This window comes from Caballeronia sp. KNU42, from assembly GCF_053760385.1.
Genome location: NZ_CM132388.1, coordinates 4108399 through 4125473 on the forward strand (window position 1 = coordinate 4108399; position 17075 = coordinate 4125473).

Annotated in this window: 12 protein-coding genes and 1 pseudogene; 7 read left to right on the forward strand and 6 right to left on the reverse strand. The window is 56.2% G+C overall.

Annotated elements, in window-relative coordinates; genetic code table 11:
* Window positions 1–83: 83 nt before the first annotated feature.
* The 6 genes from ACSOSP_RS18515 to ACSOSP_RS18540 all read left to right on the forward strand — a co-directional run bounded on the left by ACSOSP_RS18515 (window position 84) and on the right by ACSOSP_RS18540 (window position 5339).
* On the forward strand, window positions 84–599 hold the full coding sequence (locus ACSOSP_RS18515) for a MaoC/PaaZ C-terminal domain-containing protein (RefSeq protein WP_455308745.1): 516 nt from the start codon (window positions 84–86) through the stop codon (window positions 597–599).
* Between the two features lie 30 nt (window positions 600–629).
* The gene (locus ACSOSP_RS18520) at window positions 630–1493 is read left to right on the forward strand and encodes a 3-keto-5-aminohexanoate cleavage protein (RefSeq protein WP_455308746.1); all 864 of its coding nucleotides are present in this window, start codon (window positions 630–632) and stop codon (window positions 1491–1493) included.
* Window positions 1494–1552: 59 nt separating this feature from the next.
* Window positions 1553–2101, forward strand: a complete 549-nt coding sequence (locus ACSOSP_RS18525) for a cupin domain-containing protein (protein WP_455308747.1) — start codon at window positions 1553–1555, stop codon at window positions 2099–2101.
* Between the two features lie 36 nt (window positions 2102–2137).
* Window positions 2138–3316: an ABC transporter substrate-binding protein gene (locus ACSOSP_RS18530; protein WP_455308748.1), complete on the forward strand. Its 1179-nt coding sequence runs from the start codon at window positions 2138–2140 to the stop codon at window positions 3314–3316.
* A 228-nt stretch (window positions 3317–3544) separates the two neighbouring features.
* Window positions 3545–4678, forward strand: coding sequence for a porin (locus ACSOSP_RS18535; RefSeq protein WP_455308749.1), 1134 nt, complete (start codon window positions 3545–3547; stop codon window positions 4676–4678).
* 160 nt (window positions 4679–4838) lie between these two features.
* Window positions 4839–5339, forward strand: coding sequence for a MarR family winged helix-turn-helix transcriptional regulator (locus ACSOSP_RS18540; RefSeq protein ID WP_455308750.1), 501 nt, complete (start codon window positions 4839–4841; stop codon window positions 5337–5339).
* Window positions 5340–6320: 981 nt separating this feature from the next.
* Here the strand turns inward: ACSOSP_RS18540 and ACSOSP_RS18545 are convergent.
* From ACSOSP_RS18545 to ACSOSP_RS18570, 6 genes and pseudogenes are all read right to left on the reverse strand, one after another.
* The gene (locus tag ACSOSP_RS18545; protein ID WP_455308751.1) at window positions 6321–7883 is read right to left on the reverse strand and encodes a methyl-accepting chemotaxis protein; all 1563 of its coding nucleotides are present in this window, start codon (window positions 7881–7883) and stop codon (window positions 6321–6323) included.
* A gap of 501 nt (window positions 7884–8384) precedes the next feature.
* Complete coding sequence (locus ACSOSP_RS18550; protein ID WP_455308752.1) at window positions 8385–9113, reverse strand: SDR family oxidoreductase; 729 nt, start codon at window positions 9111–9113, stop codon at window positions 8385–8387.
* Window positions 9114–9586: 473 nt separating this feature from the next.
* Window positions 9587–11068: a xylulokinase gene (gene xylB / locus ACSOSP_RS18555; RefSeq protein ID WP_455308753.1), complete on the reverse strand. Its 1482-nt coding sequence runs from the start codon at window positions 11066–11068 to the stop codon at window positions 9587–9589.
* Window positions 11069–11462: 394 nt separating this feature from the next.
* Window positions 11463–11597: pseudogene (locus tag ACSOSP_RS18560) on the reverse strand (SDR family oxidoreductase); the annotation flags it as partial.
* Window positions 11598–11784: 187 nt separating this feature from the next.
* Entirely contained in the window at window positions 11785–14040 is a 2256-nt protein-coding gene (locus ACSOSP_RS18565; protein WP_455308754.1) for a PAS domain-containing sensor histidine kinase, read from the reverse strand.
* A 589-nt stretch (window positions 14041–14629) separates the two neighbouring features.
* The gene (locus ACSOSP_RS18570) at window positions 14630–15574 is read right to left on the reverse strand and encodes a TetR/AcrR family transcriptional regulator (RefSeq protein WP_455308755.1); all 945 of its coding nucleotides are present in this window, start codon (window positions 15572–15574) and stop codon (window positions 14630–14632) included.
* A gap of 695 nt (window positions 15575–16269) precedes the next feature.
* On the opposite strand from ACSOSP_RS18570, the gene ACSOSP_RS18575 reads away from it, so the two are divergent.
* A complete protein-coding gene (locus ACSOSP_RS18575) occupies window positions 16270–17049 on the forward strand; it encodes a response regulator transcription factor (protein ID WP_455308756.1) in 780 nt (259 codons plus the stop codon).
* Window positions 17050–17075 lie beyond the last annotated feature (26 nt).

Genomic DNA, 17075 nt, shown 5'->3' on the forward strand with positions numbered 1-17075 from the left:
ATGCGTGCACAAGCTTGCAGTCCAAACGAAACTGTCGACCCGCGGGAGTGCGGAATTTTCACCTCAAAAAACTTGGTCTTTACATGTCGGATGCCTACCAAATTGGTACACGTGAGGCTTTGATGGAGACGGGCGCTGTGCGGCCAGAAAACATTGACTTGTTTTGGGAAGACTTCCAGCCAGGGAGATCCTTCGAGTGCGGTCAACGCAAAGTCACAAGGGAAGAGATTATTGAGTTTGCTAACCAGTACGACCCCCAGCCGTTTCATCTGGACGAGGCTTTCTGCGCCGGGACTATCTATGGCGGGCTGATTGCCAGTGGAGGTCATATATGGGCGATCTGCATGGGGCTGGTGGCGCGCTCTGTATTCAACCGCTCGGCAAACATGGGTTCTCCCGGATTGGACTATTTGAGATGGCATCGGCCATTGCGACCGGACGACTTGGTCCGCGCCGTGGTTACGGTCTCGGGCGCAGAACCATCTGCTCGGCCGACCACCGGGAAGCTAAAGCTTAGTTTTGAACTACGGAATCATCGTGAGGAAGTACTGATGACCGCGTTGGTCAACGTACTGATGGGCCGGAAGACTGAAGTCTAAAAACGAAGAATGTTTACCAAAGAGGTCAATATGGAACGCAAAGTAATAGTGACGGTTGCTCCAACCAGTAATTTTCAGGGAAAGGAGGCCAATCCGGCATTGCCAATCCAACCTGATGAAGTAGCGCAGTCAGTATATGAGGCCTATAACGCGGGGGCATCGCTTGCACATATGCATGCACGCGATATCAGAGGTGTCCAAACCAACGATACCGAGGTCTTCAAGGACATCAATCAGCGGGTCCGCAATAAGTGCAACATCATCATCCAGAACAGCATCGCACCAGCGCTGGGGCCGACCCCGAACAGCGCGGACGATGGACTGGCTGTGCTGGACGCATTGCCTGAAATGGCGTCTTTGGATATGGGAATTTCCGTTGTTTCCGTGCACGGTAAAGACATCATTATCGAGTGGACGCGCAACTTTCTGCGTAAGGCCGCAAGGATGATGGACGAGCGAAATATCAAGCCGGAGCTAGAGATCTTCAACGATTCCCAACTCGATGATGCGATCATGCTGATTAACGAAGGTATTCTGAAACCGCCCTTTTCATTTAGCTTCGTTATGGGCATGAACCGCGTTAACCAAGGCGCTGTCGCCTACAGTCCTCAACGCATCGCGAGTTATGTCGCGATGCTGCCCGCAAACAGTCGGTTCTCAACATTGGGGATTGGCCCCAACCAGCTTCCTGCAGCCTTAACGTCGGTGCTCATGGGGGGCAACGCTCGGGTTGGTTTCGAGGACAACATCTACTATAGCAAAGGGGTGCTTGCCACCAGCAATGCACAGTTAGTTGAGCGTCTAGTGCGTTGCATCCGTGATTTGGGCCTCGAAGTGGCGACGCCGGACGAGGCGCGACAGATGCTCGGCATACCCGCATTGAATAAACGTTAGTATACCGACACATACCTCATGAATGGGCACACCTCAACAGAAACAAGGTCGGATAACTTATGAAAAACCAATTTGGCCAAGTGAGGCGGATCATTACCGGGCATGACAACGACGGGAAATCGATCATTGTGGAGGACAAGCCTTCGCCGCATACGATGCATCTGCCCGGGGTTCCGACATTCGGAGTGACCGATATTTGGAAGACGAAAAGTTCTCCGGCGAGCAACGCCGGCTGTGCGGACGCTTGCGATGGCCCGATCGTCCTCGAACCACCAACGAGCGGTACGGTTTTCAGAGTGGTGGAGTTTCCGCCGGATCGCGACTACGTCGGCAAGTGGGATGCACACGCAGGCTTCTCTGGGATGGGCGACTCGGGAGCCGGCGCGCTTGCCACACGTGACGCACCACATGAAGCAATGCATAAGACGCGTTCGGTTGACTACGCATTTGTTTTGTCCGGAGAAATCGTGGCGGTGTTGGATACATGTGAGGTGGTAATGCAACCTGGTGACGTCCTTGTTCAGCGTGGCACCAACCATGCGTGGAGCAATCGTACTGACACACCAGCCACAGTAGGTTTCGTCCTCATTGATGCAACGCCTATCTAGTTCTTCCGCGATACGACTGCTAACTACGAGAAAACGATGAAAGTACGGAGACTAGTCGCTAAGTTGGTCATGGCGGCGATCACATGCGGAAGTGCGGCAGTATCCGCAGAGGTGAAAATTGGCTTTATGGCGCCGTTATCTGGGCCACAAGCCATTGTGGGGCAAGATCAGATAGACGGTTTTATGCTTGGGCTAGAGCTGTTGGGGGCCAAGCTCGGCGGGCAGCCCGTTACCGTGCTAACGGAGGACGACCAGGTGAAAGCTGATCTGGGGAGCCAGATCGTACGAAAGTTCATCGAAAAGGAAAGAGTGGATGCCATTGTTGGCTTGAGCTTTACGAATGTGCTACTAGCGAGTTCACGACGGATTGCAGAGTCAGGGACGGTCGCCATTGCAACCAACGCGGGGCCGGCCGCACTGGCCGGATCGAACTGTGTCGCGAATATTTTCGTGGACGCGTGGCAGTCAGACGGACCCGCCGAAGCAATGGGTAAGTTCGTTAAGGAAAAGGGCTATAAACGGGTGTACTTGCTGGCGCCGAATTACCAGGCCGGCAAGGATATGCTAGCCGGATTTAAGCGGTTCTATGGCAAAGAGGCCATTGGAGAGGTCTACACGCAAGTCAATCAAACTGATTATTCGGCAGAGATTTCACAAATTCAGGCAACCAAGCCTGATGCCCTGTTTGTTTTCTACCCAGGTGGAATGGGAATCAATTTTATGAAACAACTTGGGCAATTCGGTCTCCTCGGAAAGCTACCGATGTTTTCCGTCTTTACTGTGGACGAAACCACGATGCCTGCTCTGGGAGACGCTGCCGTAGGTGCAGTCGTAGCTACGATGTGGGACGCTAGCTTGCAGAATGCTGCGAACATAAAATTCGTCGCGGCATTCCAGAAGAAATATAAGCGAGCACCGACGTACTACGCCGCCACGGGCTATGACGCGGCGAATCTATTAGATGCAGCGGTGCAACGTGTTCACGGAAATACCAAAGACAAAAAGGGTTTTACGGACGCCGTGAAGTTGTCGGCGAACGATCTGCAATCAGTACGTGGGCCTTTCTCATTTAATAATAACAACATGCCGATCCAAAACTATTATATTTTCGAGGTTGTGCGGGATGGAGCTAGAATAATCTCTAAACAGATTGACACTCCATTGGCGAAACATCAGGACGCTTATCATAACGACTGCGCCTTAGGGCGATCCTGATTGATAAAAAGAAAGGACTACTATTATATTGGGGAGTCAAAAGGACGCGTGTCAAGTATTGTCGCATCCTGATCGTGCGGAACTGGGTCCTAAATTGCGGCTCAGCCACCTTCGTTGTTTCTTAGTGTCCATGGATTGTCTTTTTCATACCTGAGGTTCTAGGTGGTTAAGTAAATTCTAACAACCAATCATATCAATAAATAATAATCAGATACGGACGGAGGCTAAGTGAGACTTTCAAAGCTCTTTTTAATTGGACTTGCATTCTACAACGCATCGACGCTCGCACAGAGCGCAGTCACCCTCTATGGGATTGTGGACACAGGAGTTGAATACGTTTCGCATGCAAACGCGTCAGGCGACGCGGTGGTTCGCATGCCAGGTATCACCGGTGAGGCGCCCTCGCGCTGGGGATTCCGCGGAAGCGAGGATCTCGGTAGTGGTTTGAAAGCGGTCTTTCAACTCGAAAGCGGTTTTAACGTTCGGGGCGGGGATATCGGGCAGGGCGGCAGGCTATTTGGGCGACAAGCTTGGGTTGGTCTGCAAGGTCCTTGGGGGACGGTTTCGTTTGGTCGCCTGTACACGATGACGGTGTGGGCGTTGTACGATGCTGACGTCGTCGGGCCGGAATTGTACGGGATTGCTTCACTCGACGCCTACCTTGCAAACGCGCGTAGCGACAATAGTGTCGGTTACAAGGGCACATTTGGTGGTTTAACATTGGGAGCAACGTACTCGTTTGGCCGGGACTCCGCCGGCACCGGTAACTCGCCCGGACAAGGCACCTGTGCCGGCCAGATGGCCGGCAACTGGTTGGAGTGTCGGCAATGGAGCGCAATGGTGAAGTACGACGCGCCCATGTTCGGGATCGCAACGGCTTATGACGAGCAACGTGGAGGCAGCAATGCGGCTGCCAATTTCTTTGACGGCGCAGCGCCGCTGCCGATTGGTTCGAGCGGCAACAAGGATACTCGGATCCAGTTGAACGGCTACGTTAAGATTGGAGACATCAAGATCGGATCGGGCTGGCTTGGCCGGCGGGTTGAGACTGTTTCGCCTGCGATCCCGGACGTGCGATCAAACATCTTCTACATCGGCGCAACCTATCAGGTCACGCCGGCCTGCATTGTGCTTGGCGAAGTGTATCGGATAATTACGGCCCAGCAAGACGCGCGCGGCACTATGGGTACGCTTCGCGCCTCCTATTTCTTGTCGAAAGCGACGGATGTCTACATAGAGGGCGCATATCTCACAAACAGTGCTAAAGCGCGTTACACCGCAAGTTCTGGCGGTGGCGGAACGAATCCTGCAGCCGGTGGCGGCCAGATCGCAGGCGCGGTTGGAATTCGTCATGCGTTCTGAGCCGTTGCGCGAGTCGTTTCGATTCAAGACGGCCCCTCGAGCCAACGATGCATTGGAATCTTCGTCCACAGCGCGAAAGTCCCGCAGCGAACGGGCTGCTTTAGTCGGCGAAAGATTGCGTACATATATCCGATGCGGTCCGGCGTTCGCTGATTAAAAATTGAACGAGCCCAAACTAGACAATAGTATTGATCAACTCGTTGCGGGGGCCCGCTCGGTGATTACTGATTTGATCAATCGAGAAACCTTAGGAAAGCTTGGGATTACTTGTGCGCAAGCTGGCGTCTTGCTGTTGCTGATGGAGTCGACTTATCACGACGATCGTTCCGTGACCGCCCTAGCAAGTCGATATGGTAATGACCCGAGCGCGATGACGCGTTTGCTGGAACGGCTGAAAAGGCGTGGTCTGCTTTCTCAGGCTCGTTGCTACGACGACCGACGCGTGGTGATCGTCACACTCACCGATGAAGGTTCTCAGATAGCGTCACAGCTACCGGCTATTTACACACGGGCTCACAACATCGCACTAATAGGATTCAGCCGGGAAGAGGTTGGTTTTCTGAAAAGCATGCTCCGACGTATTGTGACTCCACGTGAACATACGGACCGTTATCAACGAAATGAGAAAGGACTCGGCGATGTCGGACATCGGCGGAGTTAGCGAAATCAACGCTCTTCGACCACCTTCCCCGGTGGTGTAGTGCCGGATCTTTGGACCGCGGGTACATGGAACCGTAGGGTTCCTACGCGCGAGACGATACGAGAGATCGTTCATCCGACAGTAAAAACGCTGAGTTGAGCGGATATGATCTATAAAGAAATCATTTAATATATGGTCGACTCCTTGAACTGACGGGATTTCCGCGGGAGGAGTGCCACCGGCGCATCAGCGCGTACCACGGAAAATGCAAAAAAGCGGGGCTCGTGATCCAAATCCGCAAAGCTTCGTTGACGCAGATGGATTTGTTGTTCAGTCGCGCTCACCTCGAATGGCCTCGACGGATTCTATACTGCCGTGTCAGCGACGGGGAAGAACCTGCCGAGGCTGTTGAAAAACACTTGTTTTCAAGCGCGACAATAAAGTCCTGTGCTTTAACGTTGGCTTCGCATCGTCAGCAAAACATGGGAATTTGATAGAAGCTGCGAGTGCCTCGCTTGTCATGCATTCGCAATCTCCATGTTGTCACCTCCAGACATGAGTCGAATCGCCATTCGCTGTAGATTTTGCGCGGTTGCTGCCAGCAGAACTCATCGTGTGAACCTGACCCGCGCAACCTCAAGCGGTCGAGCATCTGGCTGCGTTTGAGGCGTGTGCGAAGGGCATTTCCTCCTTGTTTCGCTAAGCCTAGCTTTATTTATGCAAAAAACTGTCGCCCGGCAATGGACTGAACAACAACAGATCGGTGCACTTGAGCGAGCGGCTCCGCCCCGTTGATCACCACGTGGGCCCTCATCAGCCGATGCGGGAAGGGGAGAAGGTGATGCGCGCATTCAAATCAGCGCGTTCCGCTGCAATTTATGTCGGTCCACAATCAGGTAGCCAACCTGTTGATGCACCGCGGCTAAAACGGGAACGTGCAACAGAATCGTTCGGCATGCACTTAGGCCTTTCAGGCGTGGGAGGCCGTGACCGGCCTAATGCTTAGATGAGCGCATCCCGCAACGTGTGCCGGTTGTCATCGACCTTGAATACGGACACCGCGTCCATCAGCGCCTGCGCCTGTTGCGCCATGGATTGAGCTGCCGCCGCCGCTTGTTCGACCAGCGCCGCATTCTGTTGTGTGGCTTCATCCATGCGGATCAACGCTTGGTTCACCTGCGCGATACCGGTGCTCTGCTCGTTCGAAGCCGACGATACTTCGCTCATGATGTCGGTCACCCGCTTCACCGAGACCACGACTTCAGCGATCGTTCCGCCCGCGTGTTCCACCAGTCGCGATCCGGCTTCCACCCGGCTCGCGGACTCGCCGATCAAGTTCTTGATCTCCTTGGCAGCCGTCGAACTGCGCTGCGCAAGCGCGCGCACTTCACTTGCTACTACTGCAAAGCCCCGGCCTTCCTCGCCTGCGCGCGCCGCTTCGACCGCCGCGTTCAATGCAAGGATATTGGTCTGGAATGCAATGCCCTCGATAACGCCGATGATCTGCGAAACCTTGCTTGAACTTTCCGATATACCGTGCATAGTCGAGATTATCTGTTGCACTTGGTCACCGCCCGCCTTGGCGTTTGTCGACGCCGAATTGGCCAATGTCACGGACTGCTTGGCGTTATCGGCGTTCTGCTGGACGGTGGCAGTCAATTGTTCCATGCTTGACGCCGTGCCTTGCAGCGAGGCTGCCTGCTTCTCCGTGCGTTGCGACAAATCGAGGTTGCCCTGCGCAATTTCGGCTGCGGCTACCGAGATCGATTCGCTCGAATGCTTGATGCCGCGAATGACGGTCGTCAGTTGCGTGCGCATCGCGTCGAGACAGAACATCAGACTCGTGCTGTCGCCACGCTTCAACTGCACTGGCACACAAAGGTCGCCAGCGGCAATGCGCCGGGCAAGCGCCGTGGCTGTCCGTGGCTCGCCACCCAGTTGCCCCCCGAGTCCTCGTGCGATCACCAGCGCGACTGCAAAAGCCAGCGCACCCGCGCACACGACAAAGCCGATCACCATGGCCATGGTGTGCGCATAGGCTCTGCTTGCGGACTGGCCTTCGCGAGCTGCTTCCGTCACGTTGGCGTCCACGATGCTCTTGGTGTGCGACTCAATTGACGCGCGGATCTTCAGCGCGGGGCCCATCAGCAACTGCATGGCATCGGCCTGGTTTCCGTCCTGCAACAGGTCGCGCACTTTCTTGTCGATATCGACGTATTGCGGGAACAGGCGCTGGATGTCTGCGAACGCCGTCTTGGCGCCCGCCACGGTATTCAGTCCCGCGAATTCGATTGCGGCATGCTGGAAGTCGGCGATACCGCCCTCGATCCGCGCACCTGCCTGCTGCGTATCGACGGGCGTGTTGGCGTTCATTGCGAGGAATTCCGCCAGCGCGATTTCGCGCAACGCGGCTTCCATTTGCAGGCCGGTTCGCACTGACGGCAAGCCGTCTTCGCGCATGACCGAGACAATGGTGTTTTCGGCGCTGACCTCATAGAGAGAAAGCGCACCGAGGCCTGCCAGCAACGCGACAATAATCGAAAATCCCACCGTCAACTGGCTCAAGACAGTCAGTCGGGTCAGAGAAAAAAATGAGCGCACGCGTGCCTCTATGAGTTATTAATATGACCGCACTGGCTTCGAATGAACGCCGGACTCAACGGGTTTATCGGCACGTGATCGGGATACATGAAATGAAAACTGCCGCAAAACGCGGATCAATCGATAATTCGGGAAAACACTTATCCAGCCGAAACGGTCAAAATTGATTCGTAATAAATCGAAGACGGTGCTTAGCGTCTATCGAGGTCGCTGCGATTTCGTGCCGCTTAGCGGGGAGCGTGATTCAGATGTGCCAACGCTTCGCAAATCGAGCCGATTTAAAAATCCAAAAATCAGTTCCTTGGAGCATGTCTTTTTCGACGGTTGGTGGACGGGTGCGTGCGTTTCGCGAGAGGGCCTATGAGCGGCGGAAAGCCCTCTCCGGTCTGGCAATACGATCAATTGGCTGGTCGAAGGTCGGCGGCGCGCATCATCACGCAGTCCGGCGACGAATCCGATCTTCCTCTAGAGGTCGAAATTGGTGGGCATCAGGATCACATCGCGAATGGTCATGCCGCGTTGCCGCGTCAGCATGAACATGACGACTTCGGCTACTTCGCTAGCCTCGAGCAGGCTGCCGGATTCTTTGGCCTCTCTCAGTTTCTCCTCCGGCCAGTCGGCGAGCAGGGCGCTAATGACTGGGCCGGGCGAGACGGAGCCGACGCGGATTCCGTGTTTGAAGACCTGACGTCGCACGGTCTGAACAAAGCAGTTTATCGCCCATTTGGACGACGCATAGACCGGCTCCCATGGAGTCGGAAAGTGGGCAGCCAAGGAACTCGTCACGATAATGTCGCCGGTCCGTCTCCCGATCATGTGGGGCAAGACGTCGTGGACGTTCTTCATCACGACGTTGACGTTGAGGTTCAACATCCGGTCGATCGCCGCTGTGTCGGCGTCGACCAGATCGCCGCCTACGTAAGTGCCTGCATTGGCATGCAGGATGTCGATTTGACCCGCCATCTCAAGGACGCGTGTTGCGAGCGTCGCGCAGGCCTTCGGGTCGAGCAGATCGATGACCAGCGGAATCGCCGCATCGCCGCGTTCACTGCAAACTGCCGCCAGTGCTGCGTCGTCGCGGTCGACCAGTACCACGCGAGCGCCGGCCGCCAACAGCGCATCGGTGCTAGCCAGCCCAATGCCAGATGCAGCCCCCGTTACAACGGCGACTTTGCCTTCCAATTCTCTTGTCATGCTAACCGTCCTTCTTGGTTGGACGTCCTTGCAGGGATCTAATCCCGGACTTAACTGGCCCGGGCGGGGCCGAAGTGATTCCCTAATAATCGCTACCTGGTCTTGCAGTTTTACGCATGTATCTATTCGGAAATATCCGATCAAATGTTCATTTACAGATCATTTGCTCTGGCGTTGAATAATGATCGATTACGGAAGAAGCGATGTCAAGGCGATTTCTAAAGGGGAAAACCCGGAGAGGTGTGCGTGGTGTAGTCGGTATCTGAGCGCCGCTGCGACTGTTACCAGGGCCTCGCATTGGAGAGCGACCTCCGCCGCAAAGGCCTCAACTATGCAGGTCGGGCGTTGGGGGTTCCAGCAAACGCTCTCGTGACGGCCGAGAGCGCAGCTTCAACGGAATAGGAGGCGCGTTCTCGACCAGTGTAGAAGCGTAATGCGTGACAGCCCAATCCGTGCTTAGGGTGCCTAACAGTTCAGCGGCGATTGTTTCCGCGCGCGTCGAAAAGTGGGTGCAATCGAGCGTACAGGCTCCTGAACGATTCCAACCGCGTCGATAGTGTCGAGCGCCGCTCGGCGTCAGGAATGAATTCGTCGTATACCGGCGGCTTGTGGATTACGACCGAGAAATCGCCGCCACCCGCGAGCCATCCGAGGCGCGCGGCTCCAAGTGCAGCGACGGACTGAGCATTTGACGGCACGCGTATCGGTATCCCGAGGGTATCAGCGACCAACTGTGCCCAGTGCGCACTGCGTGCGCCTCCGCCAACAAGGGTGAGCGTGCTTCCAAGGGTACCGTCCGCACGCAGGGCATCGAGTCCGTCCCGCACCGCAAACGTGACGCCCTCAAGCACTGAATATGCGAGTGTCGCGCGATCGCTTGAATCCACAAGTCCGAAAAACACGCCTTGCGCGTACGGGTCGTTGTGCGGTGTTCGCTCGCCGGAAAGGTATGGCAGGAACAATGGGGCATTCGCGCGGCGGTCGGCACCGACTCTCGCGACCTCACCCAGCAAAGTTGCTTCGTCGACGGAAGTGAGTTTGCATAGCCAGCGGACGCAGCTGGCTGCCGACAATACGACGCTCGTCCGGTGCCACCTGTCCGGAATCGCGTGGCACAGCGCGTGAACACCTAGATGCGGGCTCGGCCGGAACTGATCGGTGACGACCGATAGGACACCCGATGTACCGAGCGAAAGAAATCCATCACCGGGCTCGGCTGCTCCCACGCCCAACGCACTCGTCGCGGTATCGCCACCGCCCACAGCAACAATCACATTAGCGGGCAGGCCAAGTTCGCTGGCGACGCTGGAGCGCAGCAGGCCGGATGGTTGGCTCCCTTCTTTAATAGGGGGTACCTGCATGTGTGTCATGTTGCACGCCTGTAGGAGCTCCTCAGACCACTCGCGGCGCGCGACGTTGAGCCAGAGGGTACCCGACGCGTCTGATGGGTCTGTGAGCTTTATGCCGGTCAGACGCAGACGCAGATAGTCTTTCGGCAGCAGGACGCACGCTATTTTTTTGAAGTGGTCCGGCTCATGTCGTGCAATCCACAGGAGCTTGGGCGCCGTGAGGCCTGGCATTGCGCAATTGCCCGCAATTTCATGCAGCCTTGGTGCACGCGCCGTTAGTTCATCGCATTCACTGACGCTGCGCATATCGTTCCACAGAATCGCGGGGCGCAGCGGCCGGTCATTGGCATCAAGGAGAACGGCGCCGTGCATCTGACCGGAAAGACCAATGGCTTGGATACGCGCATACGCGTCCGGATATTTCTCACGTAGCGCGGATAGAGCAGTGTGCGCGGCTCGCCACCAGTCCTCCGGATCTTGTTCTGACCATCGGGGCCTTGGGCGAGATATGTCCAACGGATGACGTGCGGCCCCAACGATCAAACCGTCGCTGGAGAGCAGCAAGACCTTCAACTCGGACGTGCCAAGATCAATGCCCAAGAACATGCTGCGAACTCAGAAGCCTATCGTCGTGGCGCGATAGATCACCAAACAACCAGCGACGCAGTAGCAGTCAATTCGTATCGGGGGTGCGGGCTGGAAGCCAGGGTTGATTGTAGTTCAGGTCACGCAGCGCCATATCGTGCGCACGCGCTTCTGTAAGGCAAGTACAGCCGGCATCCGCTATCAAGCCGGTTTGGCAATATACACCAACAGGTCCACCCGCAGGTGCGCATCCAGTATCTGCGAGCGTCGAAAAAATCGAACCGTGGTCTTGACTCTCGTGACGAGTCCTTGCAAACACAATCGGATCGCAATTGGTGGAGACGCCGGTGTAGGAGGCGTCAGCTTCGAGAAGCCGGGACTGAACATCTAAGGGCGGCCCCGGCTACCTTTTCCGTCAGAAAAGGTAGCGTCTGCCGTTGACGCTGAGCGTCTGCCCGGTCACGCAACCGGCCTCTTCGGAGACGAGATAGGCCACCGCGCACGCAATATCGTTCGGCTGCCCCGCGCGCTTCATCGTATGGGCAGATCGTCGACGATCTAAAAATCAAGAGCCGCAGATGCCACAGGTTCTTGTCGCTGGTTATAACTTGGCGATTTTATTTGTTTTTATTTGTATCGATGCCACCTCGCAGCTGTCGTGCCGTAGATTCCGAACGCTGGCACCCCGGTCATGACGCAGCGCCGAATCTAACAAGGCTGAAGACAAGCTAACAGCCCTAACCAAATGGCACGCGTACCTTGATGGAGGTGCCGTGGCCCGGCGAGCTGGCGACGTCGAGCGCGCCGCCCAGCATCAACACGCGCTCCTTCATGCCCACCAACCCGAATGATTTCCTGGGGACCGCCACTGGATCAAATCCGCGGCCGTCATCGCGTACTTCCAGCAGACAATCGTCCCTCGTCTGCTCCAGCGTAATGAACACCTCGTGCGCATCGGCATGTCGCGTGATATTGGTGAGCGCCTCCTGGACGATCCGGAAGATCGCAATGGCCCGCTCCTCGGCAAGCTCCGGACCTTCTTCCTGCACGCTCAGGCGGCATGTCGTCTGGCCCTTCTGCGAAAATTCGGCAGCCAGCCACTCGAGCGCCGCGGCGATACCCGCGTCGAGCGCCGCTGGACGCAGCGAGGTCACGACATTGCGTAGCACCTGCATCGTTTTGTCGGACAGGAGCAGTATTTTCTGGACGTACTCGCCGAGGTCCGGAGTGTCATGGCCGAACCGCAGGCGCAGGGTCGAGACACCCATGCGAAGCGCGGTCAGGTGCTGGCCGAGTTCGTCGTGCATCTCGCGGGCGATACGCTTGCGCTCTTCCTCGCGTGCCGTTTCGCGCCGTGAGGTGAGTTCGCGCAGCAGCTCATAAGATTCGCGCAAGCGCTGCTCGGTTTCCTTGCGCTCGGTGATATCGCGCCAGATAGTCAACACACTCTGGACTACCCCATCCGCGTTGTACTCGGGCACAGCATGGGCATACCAGCACTTGGCCTTGCCGTGCCGGGTCCAGCTCACTTCGAATTTGGCCGCAACGCCGCTTTCCATGATCTCCTTGAGTTGCAACCCAACCCGCCGGTTTACTTCGTCCGCCGCACCCAATACGTCCGTAGGTTCACCTAAAAGCTTCTCGACCGTCGCGCCGGTCACGCGCACGAATTCCGGATTGACGTACGTACGGCGGCAGTTCCGGTCGTACCGGACAATGGCATCCGGCGCATTCTCCGCAAGCGTGCGAAAGGCCCCTTCGCTGTCGCGCAACGCCAATTCGGTCGCCCTCAGTCTCGTGATGTCGCGCCCGATGCTCAGCACGCTGACGACGCTGCCTCCGGCGTCCATTTCCGGAACGTGCCGCACCTCGAGCATGCGGATGTCCTGGACGGCGGTTTGCCATCGCGTTTCACTTTCGTTCGGTCGTCCCTCCAGAAACGCGCGCTGGATACTCTGTTCAATACGCTCGGTCTGGTCCGCGTCAATGGTCGGAAGCTCGCTCGGCCGCTTGCCGACCAACGCCTCCTGCGGCAGGCCATACGCCCTGGTGACGGCAGGGTTGACGTAGAGATACCGGCCGTCGCGGTCGAACCGGGCAATGAAATCCGGAAAATTCTCGGTCAGGGTACGAAAGAGCTGCTCGCTTCGCTTCAGTTCGTCCATGTCGCGACTGATGGCGAGCACGCTGGCAACCTTACCCTCGGGCGCAAACTCCGGAACGATCCGCATATGCGCCCACCGGATCCTGCCTTCGGCATTGCGCAACCGCACCTCCTTGGTTACTTCGGTACCTGTCTCGACCGCGCGCTGCAATGCGGCCATGTATTCGCGAACATCGACGAGCGCAGATAGCTCAGCTGGCGTCGTGCCGAGCACGTCGCCGGCCGGGTGGCCTATCAGCTTCAGTAGCGCCGGGTTTGCGTATACGCGGCGATACTCGAGGTCATGGCGGGCAATGTAGTCAGGCGAATGCTCCACGATAGCGCGGAAGGCCTGCTCGCTCACATAGAGTCGCTGCTGCGCCGCCTTGCGCTCAGTGACATCGCGCGCGAGCGCCAGATTGTATTCTTTACCGCCGTATTCGAAATGGCTGGCGTTGACCTGAACGGGAAACAGGCTGCCGTCCTTGCGCCGGTGCATGGTTTCAACGACGACCGAACCCATCTCGCGCAGCGTCGGCCATGCCTCGTGCCACCTATCGGCAGTCCAGTCCGGATCGATATCGCCCACGCCCATCTGCAACAGTTCTGTATTGCTGTATCCCAGCGTCCGGCAGGCCTCCTCGTTGACATAGACAAAGCGGCCGGTTTCATCGAGTAGATAGGCGGCTTCGCGCACCCGATTGAGTGCAAAACTGGTCAGGTGCAGGAGTTCATCACGTTCGACCACCAACCGCTCCAGATTTTCGCGGTCCTGGCGAAGAGCAGCATTTTCCCGTTTCAGTTCTTTGAGAATCGCATCTGTCGCGGTGTCGCGTGCGGATTCGTTCATACGTTGCCTATGAAAATTTCTACATGACTCGGAATTGTGTCTTCAGACGGAATGTCAATACGGGAACGCCAAGCCGTTGTTTCGCAAAAGTCTTGCCGTTGACGAGGTACAAGTTCGGTTTGCACGCTCATCCCAAAGAAAACACCTTCGGCAGGCATAACTAGTAGCCGACTACTACAATACGCCCCGGTATTTCGACAAGCCAGTTGAACCGCGTCTGGAACCTAGCGCCTCATTGGTGTGAGTCATACGGCCATGCGATACCTGCTAAGTGGTCAACGTCGTGTATCAGCCAGCGTTGACCCGACCCGACTCGTAGTCGGAGAAGTGAAATTAGTAAGACGATTTAGTGAGGGACAGTTTCGCCCTGGCGAGTTCGAGTGAATCGAGGAAGACGAAGCGGATTACTTCGTCCCGGCGGCTGCAATGGAAATCACAGCAATACGCAGCCAGTTACTCGTGAGCTAGCTCGTGCTGCTTCGGCTCACCGGGGCTCGCCTGCTCGAGTGGGGCAGCACGGCATTTCCGACCTGCGAGTCAAAAAAATAACCAATTATTTATATAAAATTATATAGGTATCCTTTGTTCATTATTGCCATTGGCAGTCATCAAGCAGGCGATCGAACAGACGCCCGCGCTTCTTTTCGGAAAGTGGGCAGAGGTCGAAGAGATTCGTCAATGCAAGGCCTCTGGCTGCTGCCCACCGCAACACCGCTAGCTCAGGGTCGGCCGCCTCCTCCTTCATACGTTCAACCTTTTTTGCATTGATCTCTCGATTGATTGACGGAAGCTCGGGATCGTCCATCAATGCGGCAAAAATAGCGAAGTCGGCTGGGTACGGATGAGCAATGGATTCGCGCACTGTCGCAATCTGCGTCAGCAGGGTGGTTTCGGGTCTACCGGAACCGATCGCGGTTAAGTGGCCTCGGGAGAGGTTCTCGAGTGAGCCTACGGAGTGTTGTTTGCTTGTGCTGGAAGGAGATAGCCACTGCTGTTCGTCAAGCAGGCGATCAAACAAACGCTCGCGCTCCTTTTCAGAGAGTGGGCAAAGTTCGAAGAGAGTCATTAAGGCAAGGCCTCTGGCTGATGTCCACCGCAACATCGATAGCTCCGGGTCCGCGGCCTCCTCCTCGATACGTTCGACATTTTTTGCATCGATCTCTCTATTCGTGGACAGAAGCTCAGGGTCTTCCACCAGGGCGGAGAAAATAGCCAAGACGATGGAGTGCGGCTGGGCAATGGATTCGCGCGCTGTTGCAATCTGCGCTAACAGCGTGGTCTCGGGTTTGGTGGACCCGATAGCAACCAGGTAGTCTCGGGAGAAGCTCTCGAAATAATCGGTCTGGTGCTCAAGCAACGCTTTCAGCAAATTCTCTTTTGTCCGGAACTGATGCATCAGTCTATCCTTGCTAACACCGCTTTCGTGCGCGATGGCGTCAAACGTGAGATGACCTGGACCATCGCGGGTAATGACATTAAGCGCCGCGTGGATGGCCGTTCTGCGGAAGCGTTCCGAGTAAGGGGGATTATCCATTATTTCTCTCAAGGGGCATGTGAGTTCACGCAGCTATCAAAAGTATTCGCGAGCGTCAATTGCCGCTCAAGCGTTGTTGATCTTTGCCAGCGGAGGTACGCGCGACCGATACCAATCATCTGGATGGCCCGAGGATATCTCCACTCGCACTACAAGCTCATCAGTAGGTCGCGATTGCGCTCGATGACAGACTCGGTGACTTATTAAAGACGCCGATAGACGAACACTTCGCGTCAACTGAATTTGCAGGCGTCGAATTTGTCGGTGTCGCTAGGCAAAGTTAAGAACTCTTGGTGCAGGGCGAAGCGGTTTATCCGGACGCGAATAAGTGGGTGCGATGCTTGTGTAGCCCGCGGGTAGCAGCGTGCCGGAAAGTGCGCAAACCGGATGCAAAGCGAGAGCTGGTTGATACTCGTGTGGGCTGATCAGGAGTGCCATTAGACGGATATCTATTTTCTGGAAAGAGGCTGCGCACCATGACATGCAACAGTGAAAAAAGAGACGATTAAACGAATCGAATGAGGATTACATCGGATCGAGTCGAGAGTGAGTCGACCGCTAGTCTACACCCAGAAATGAATTGGACAATAAAAAACCGCCTGGTCGGTTTACAGAAAATATTTGCGATGTTAAGCTAAAGTTTCACATGATCCGTCATATTTGGGCTTCGCAAATGGGCGTAAAGGGAGCGATGCATGAAGCAACTGATTCTCGTGGTCGACGACAATGTCGTGAGTCGCGACGCGTTGCGCACCTGCCTGCAGTCAAGCGGTTTCGATGTGGCGGTGTTGTATGAGCCGGGCAAGGTGGTGGCGCGCGTCGAGATGGAGCGGCCAGCGCTGATTATCCTGGCGAGCGGACCCGGCTCTGGCGGTAGTCTTGCCGCGCTGCAGACGCTGCGAGTCCGCGGCGACGATTTGCCGCTCATCATGCTCGGCGACGGAGGCGAGGCCACGGAACGCATCGTGGCACTCGAATGTGGTGCTGACGATTTTATCTCCAAGCCGTTCAATGTTCAGGAAGTGATGGTGAGAGTTCGTGTCGTACTGAAACGCGCGGGACAGTTTTCCCTGCATGACCCAATATGCAAGCCGCTGTTCCGCTTTAGCGATTTCGAGCTGGATTACGCATCGCGCACGCTGACGTTCCGCGGCGAAGTGGTCCCCCTGCGGCAAACCGAGTATGCGATTCTGAACCTCTTCACGACCGCGCCAGGCCGGCTCTTCTCGAAAGAGTCCATTGCGCGGCGTGTCCGACCCGATAGCCCTGACCGACTGGCTGCTGTGGGCCTCTGGGTGCATCGTTTGCGCAAGAGGATCCAGCGGGACCCAACTGCTCCGAAATTGATTCAGACGGTGCACACAAAAGGGTACGTGTTCCGTCCCGGGTTCGAAGACCAAAACCTCGATGCGTCGCGAAAGTTCAAACCGTTCGCACGACCGTCAGAAGAAATGATCCGCGACAACTTCACGTGAAGCGCTACGCTACGGCACCTATTCGA

Bases quoted from the DNA above. Each gene is read 5' to 3' on its own strand.
- ACSOSP_RS18575 (WP_455308756.1), top strand. From the start codon at position 16,270: ATGAAGCAACTGATTCTCGTGGTCGACGACAATGTCGTGAGTCGCGAC.
- ACSOSP_RS18525 (WP_455308747.1), top strand. From the start codon at position 1,553: ATGAAAAACCAATTTGGCCAAGTGAGGCGGATCATTACCGGGCATGAC.
- ACSOSP_RS18550 (WP_455308752.1), bottom strand. From the start codon at position 9,113: ATGACAAGAGAATTGGAAGGCAAAGTCGCCGTTGTAACGGGGGCTGCA.
- ACSOSP_RS18520 (WP_455308746.1), top strand. From the start codon at position 630: ATGGAACGCAAAGTAATAGTGACGGTTGCTCCAACCAGTAATTTTCAG.
- ACSOSP_RS18565 (WP_455308754.1), bottom strand. From the start codon at position 14,040: ATGAACGAATCCGCACGCGACACCGCGACAGATGCGATTCTCAAAGAA.
- ACSOSP_RS18515 (WP_455308745.1), top strand. From the start codon at position 84: ATGTCGGATGCCTACCAAATTGGTACACGTGAGGCTTTGATGGAGACG.
- xylB (WP_455308753.1), bottom strand. From the start codon at position 11,068: ATGTTCTTGGGCATTGATCTTGGCACGTCCGAGTTGAAGGTCTTGCTG.
- ACSOSP_RS18530 (WP_455308748.1), top strand. From the start codon at position 2,138: ATGAAAGTACGGAGACTAGTCGCTAAGTTGGTCATGGCGGCGATCACA.
- ACSOSP_RS18570 (WP_455308755.1), bottom strand. From the start codon at position 15,574: ATGGATAATCCCCCTTACTCGGAACGCTTCCGCAGAACGGCCATCCAC.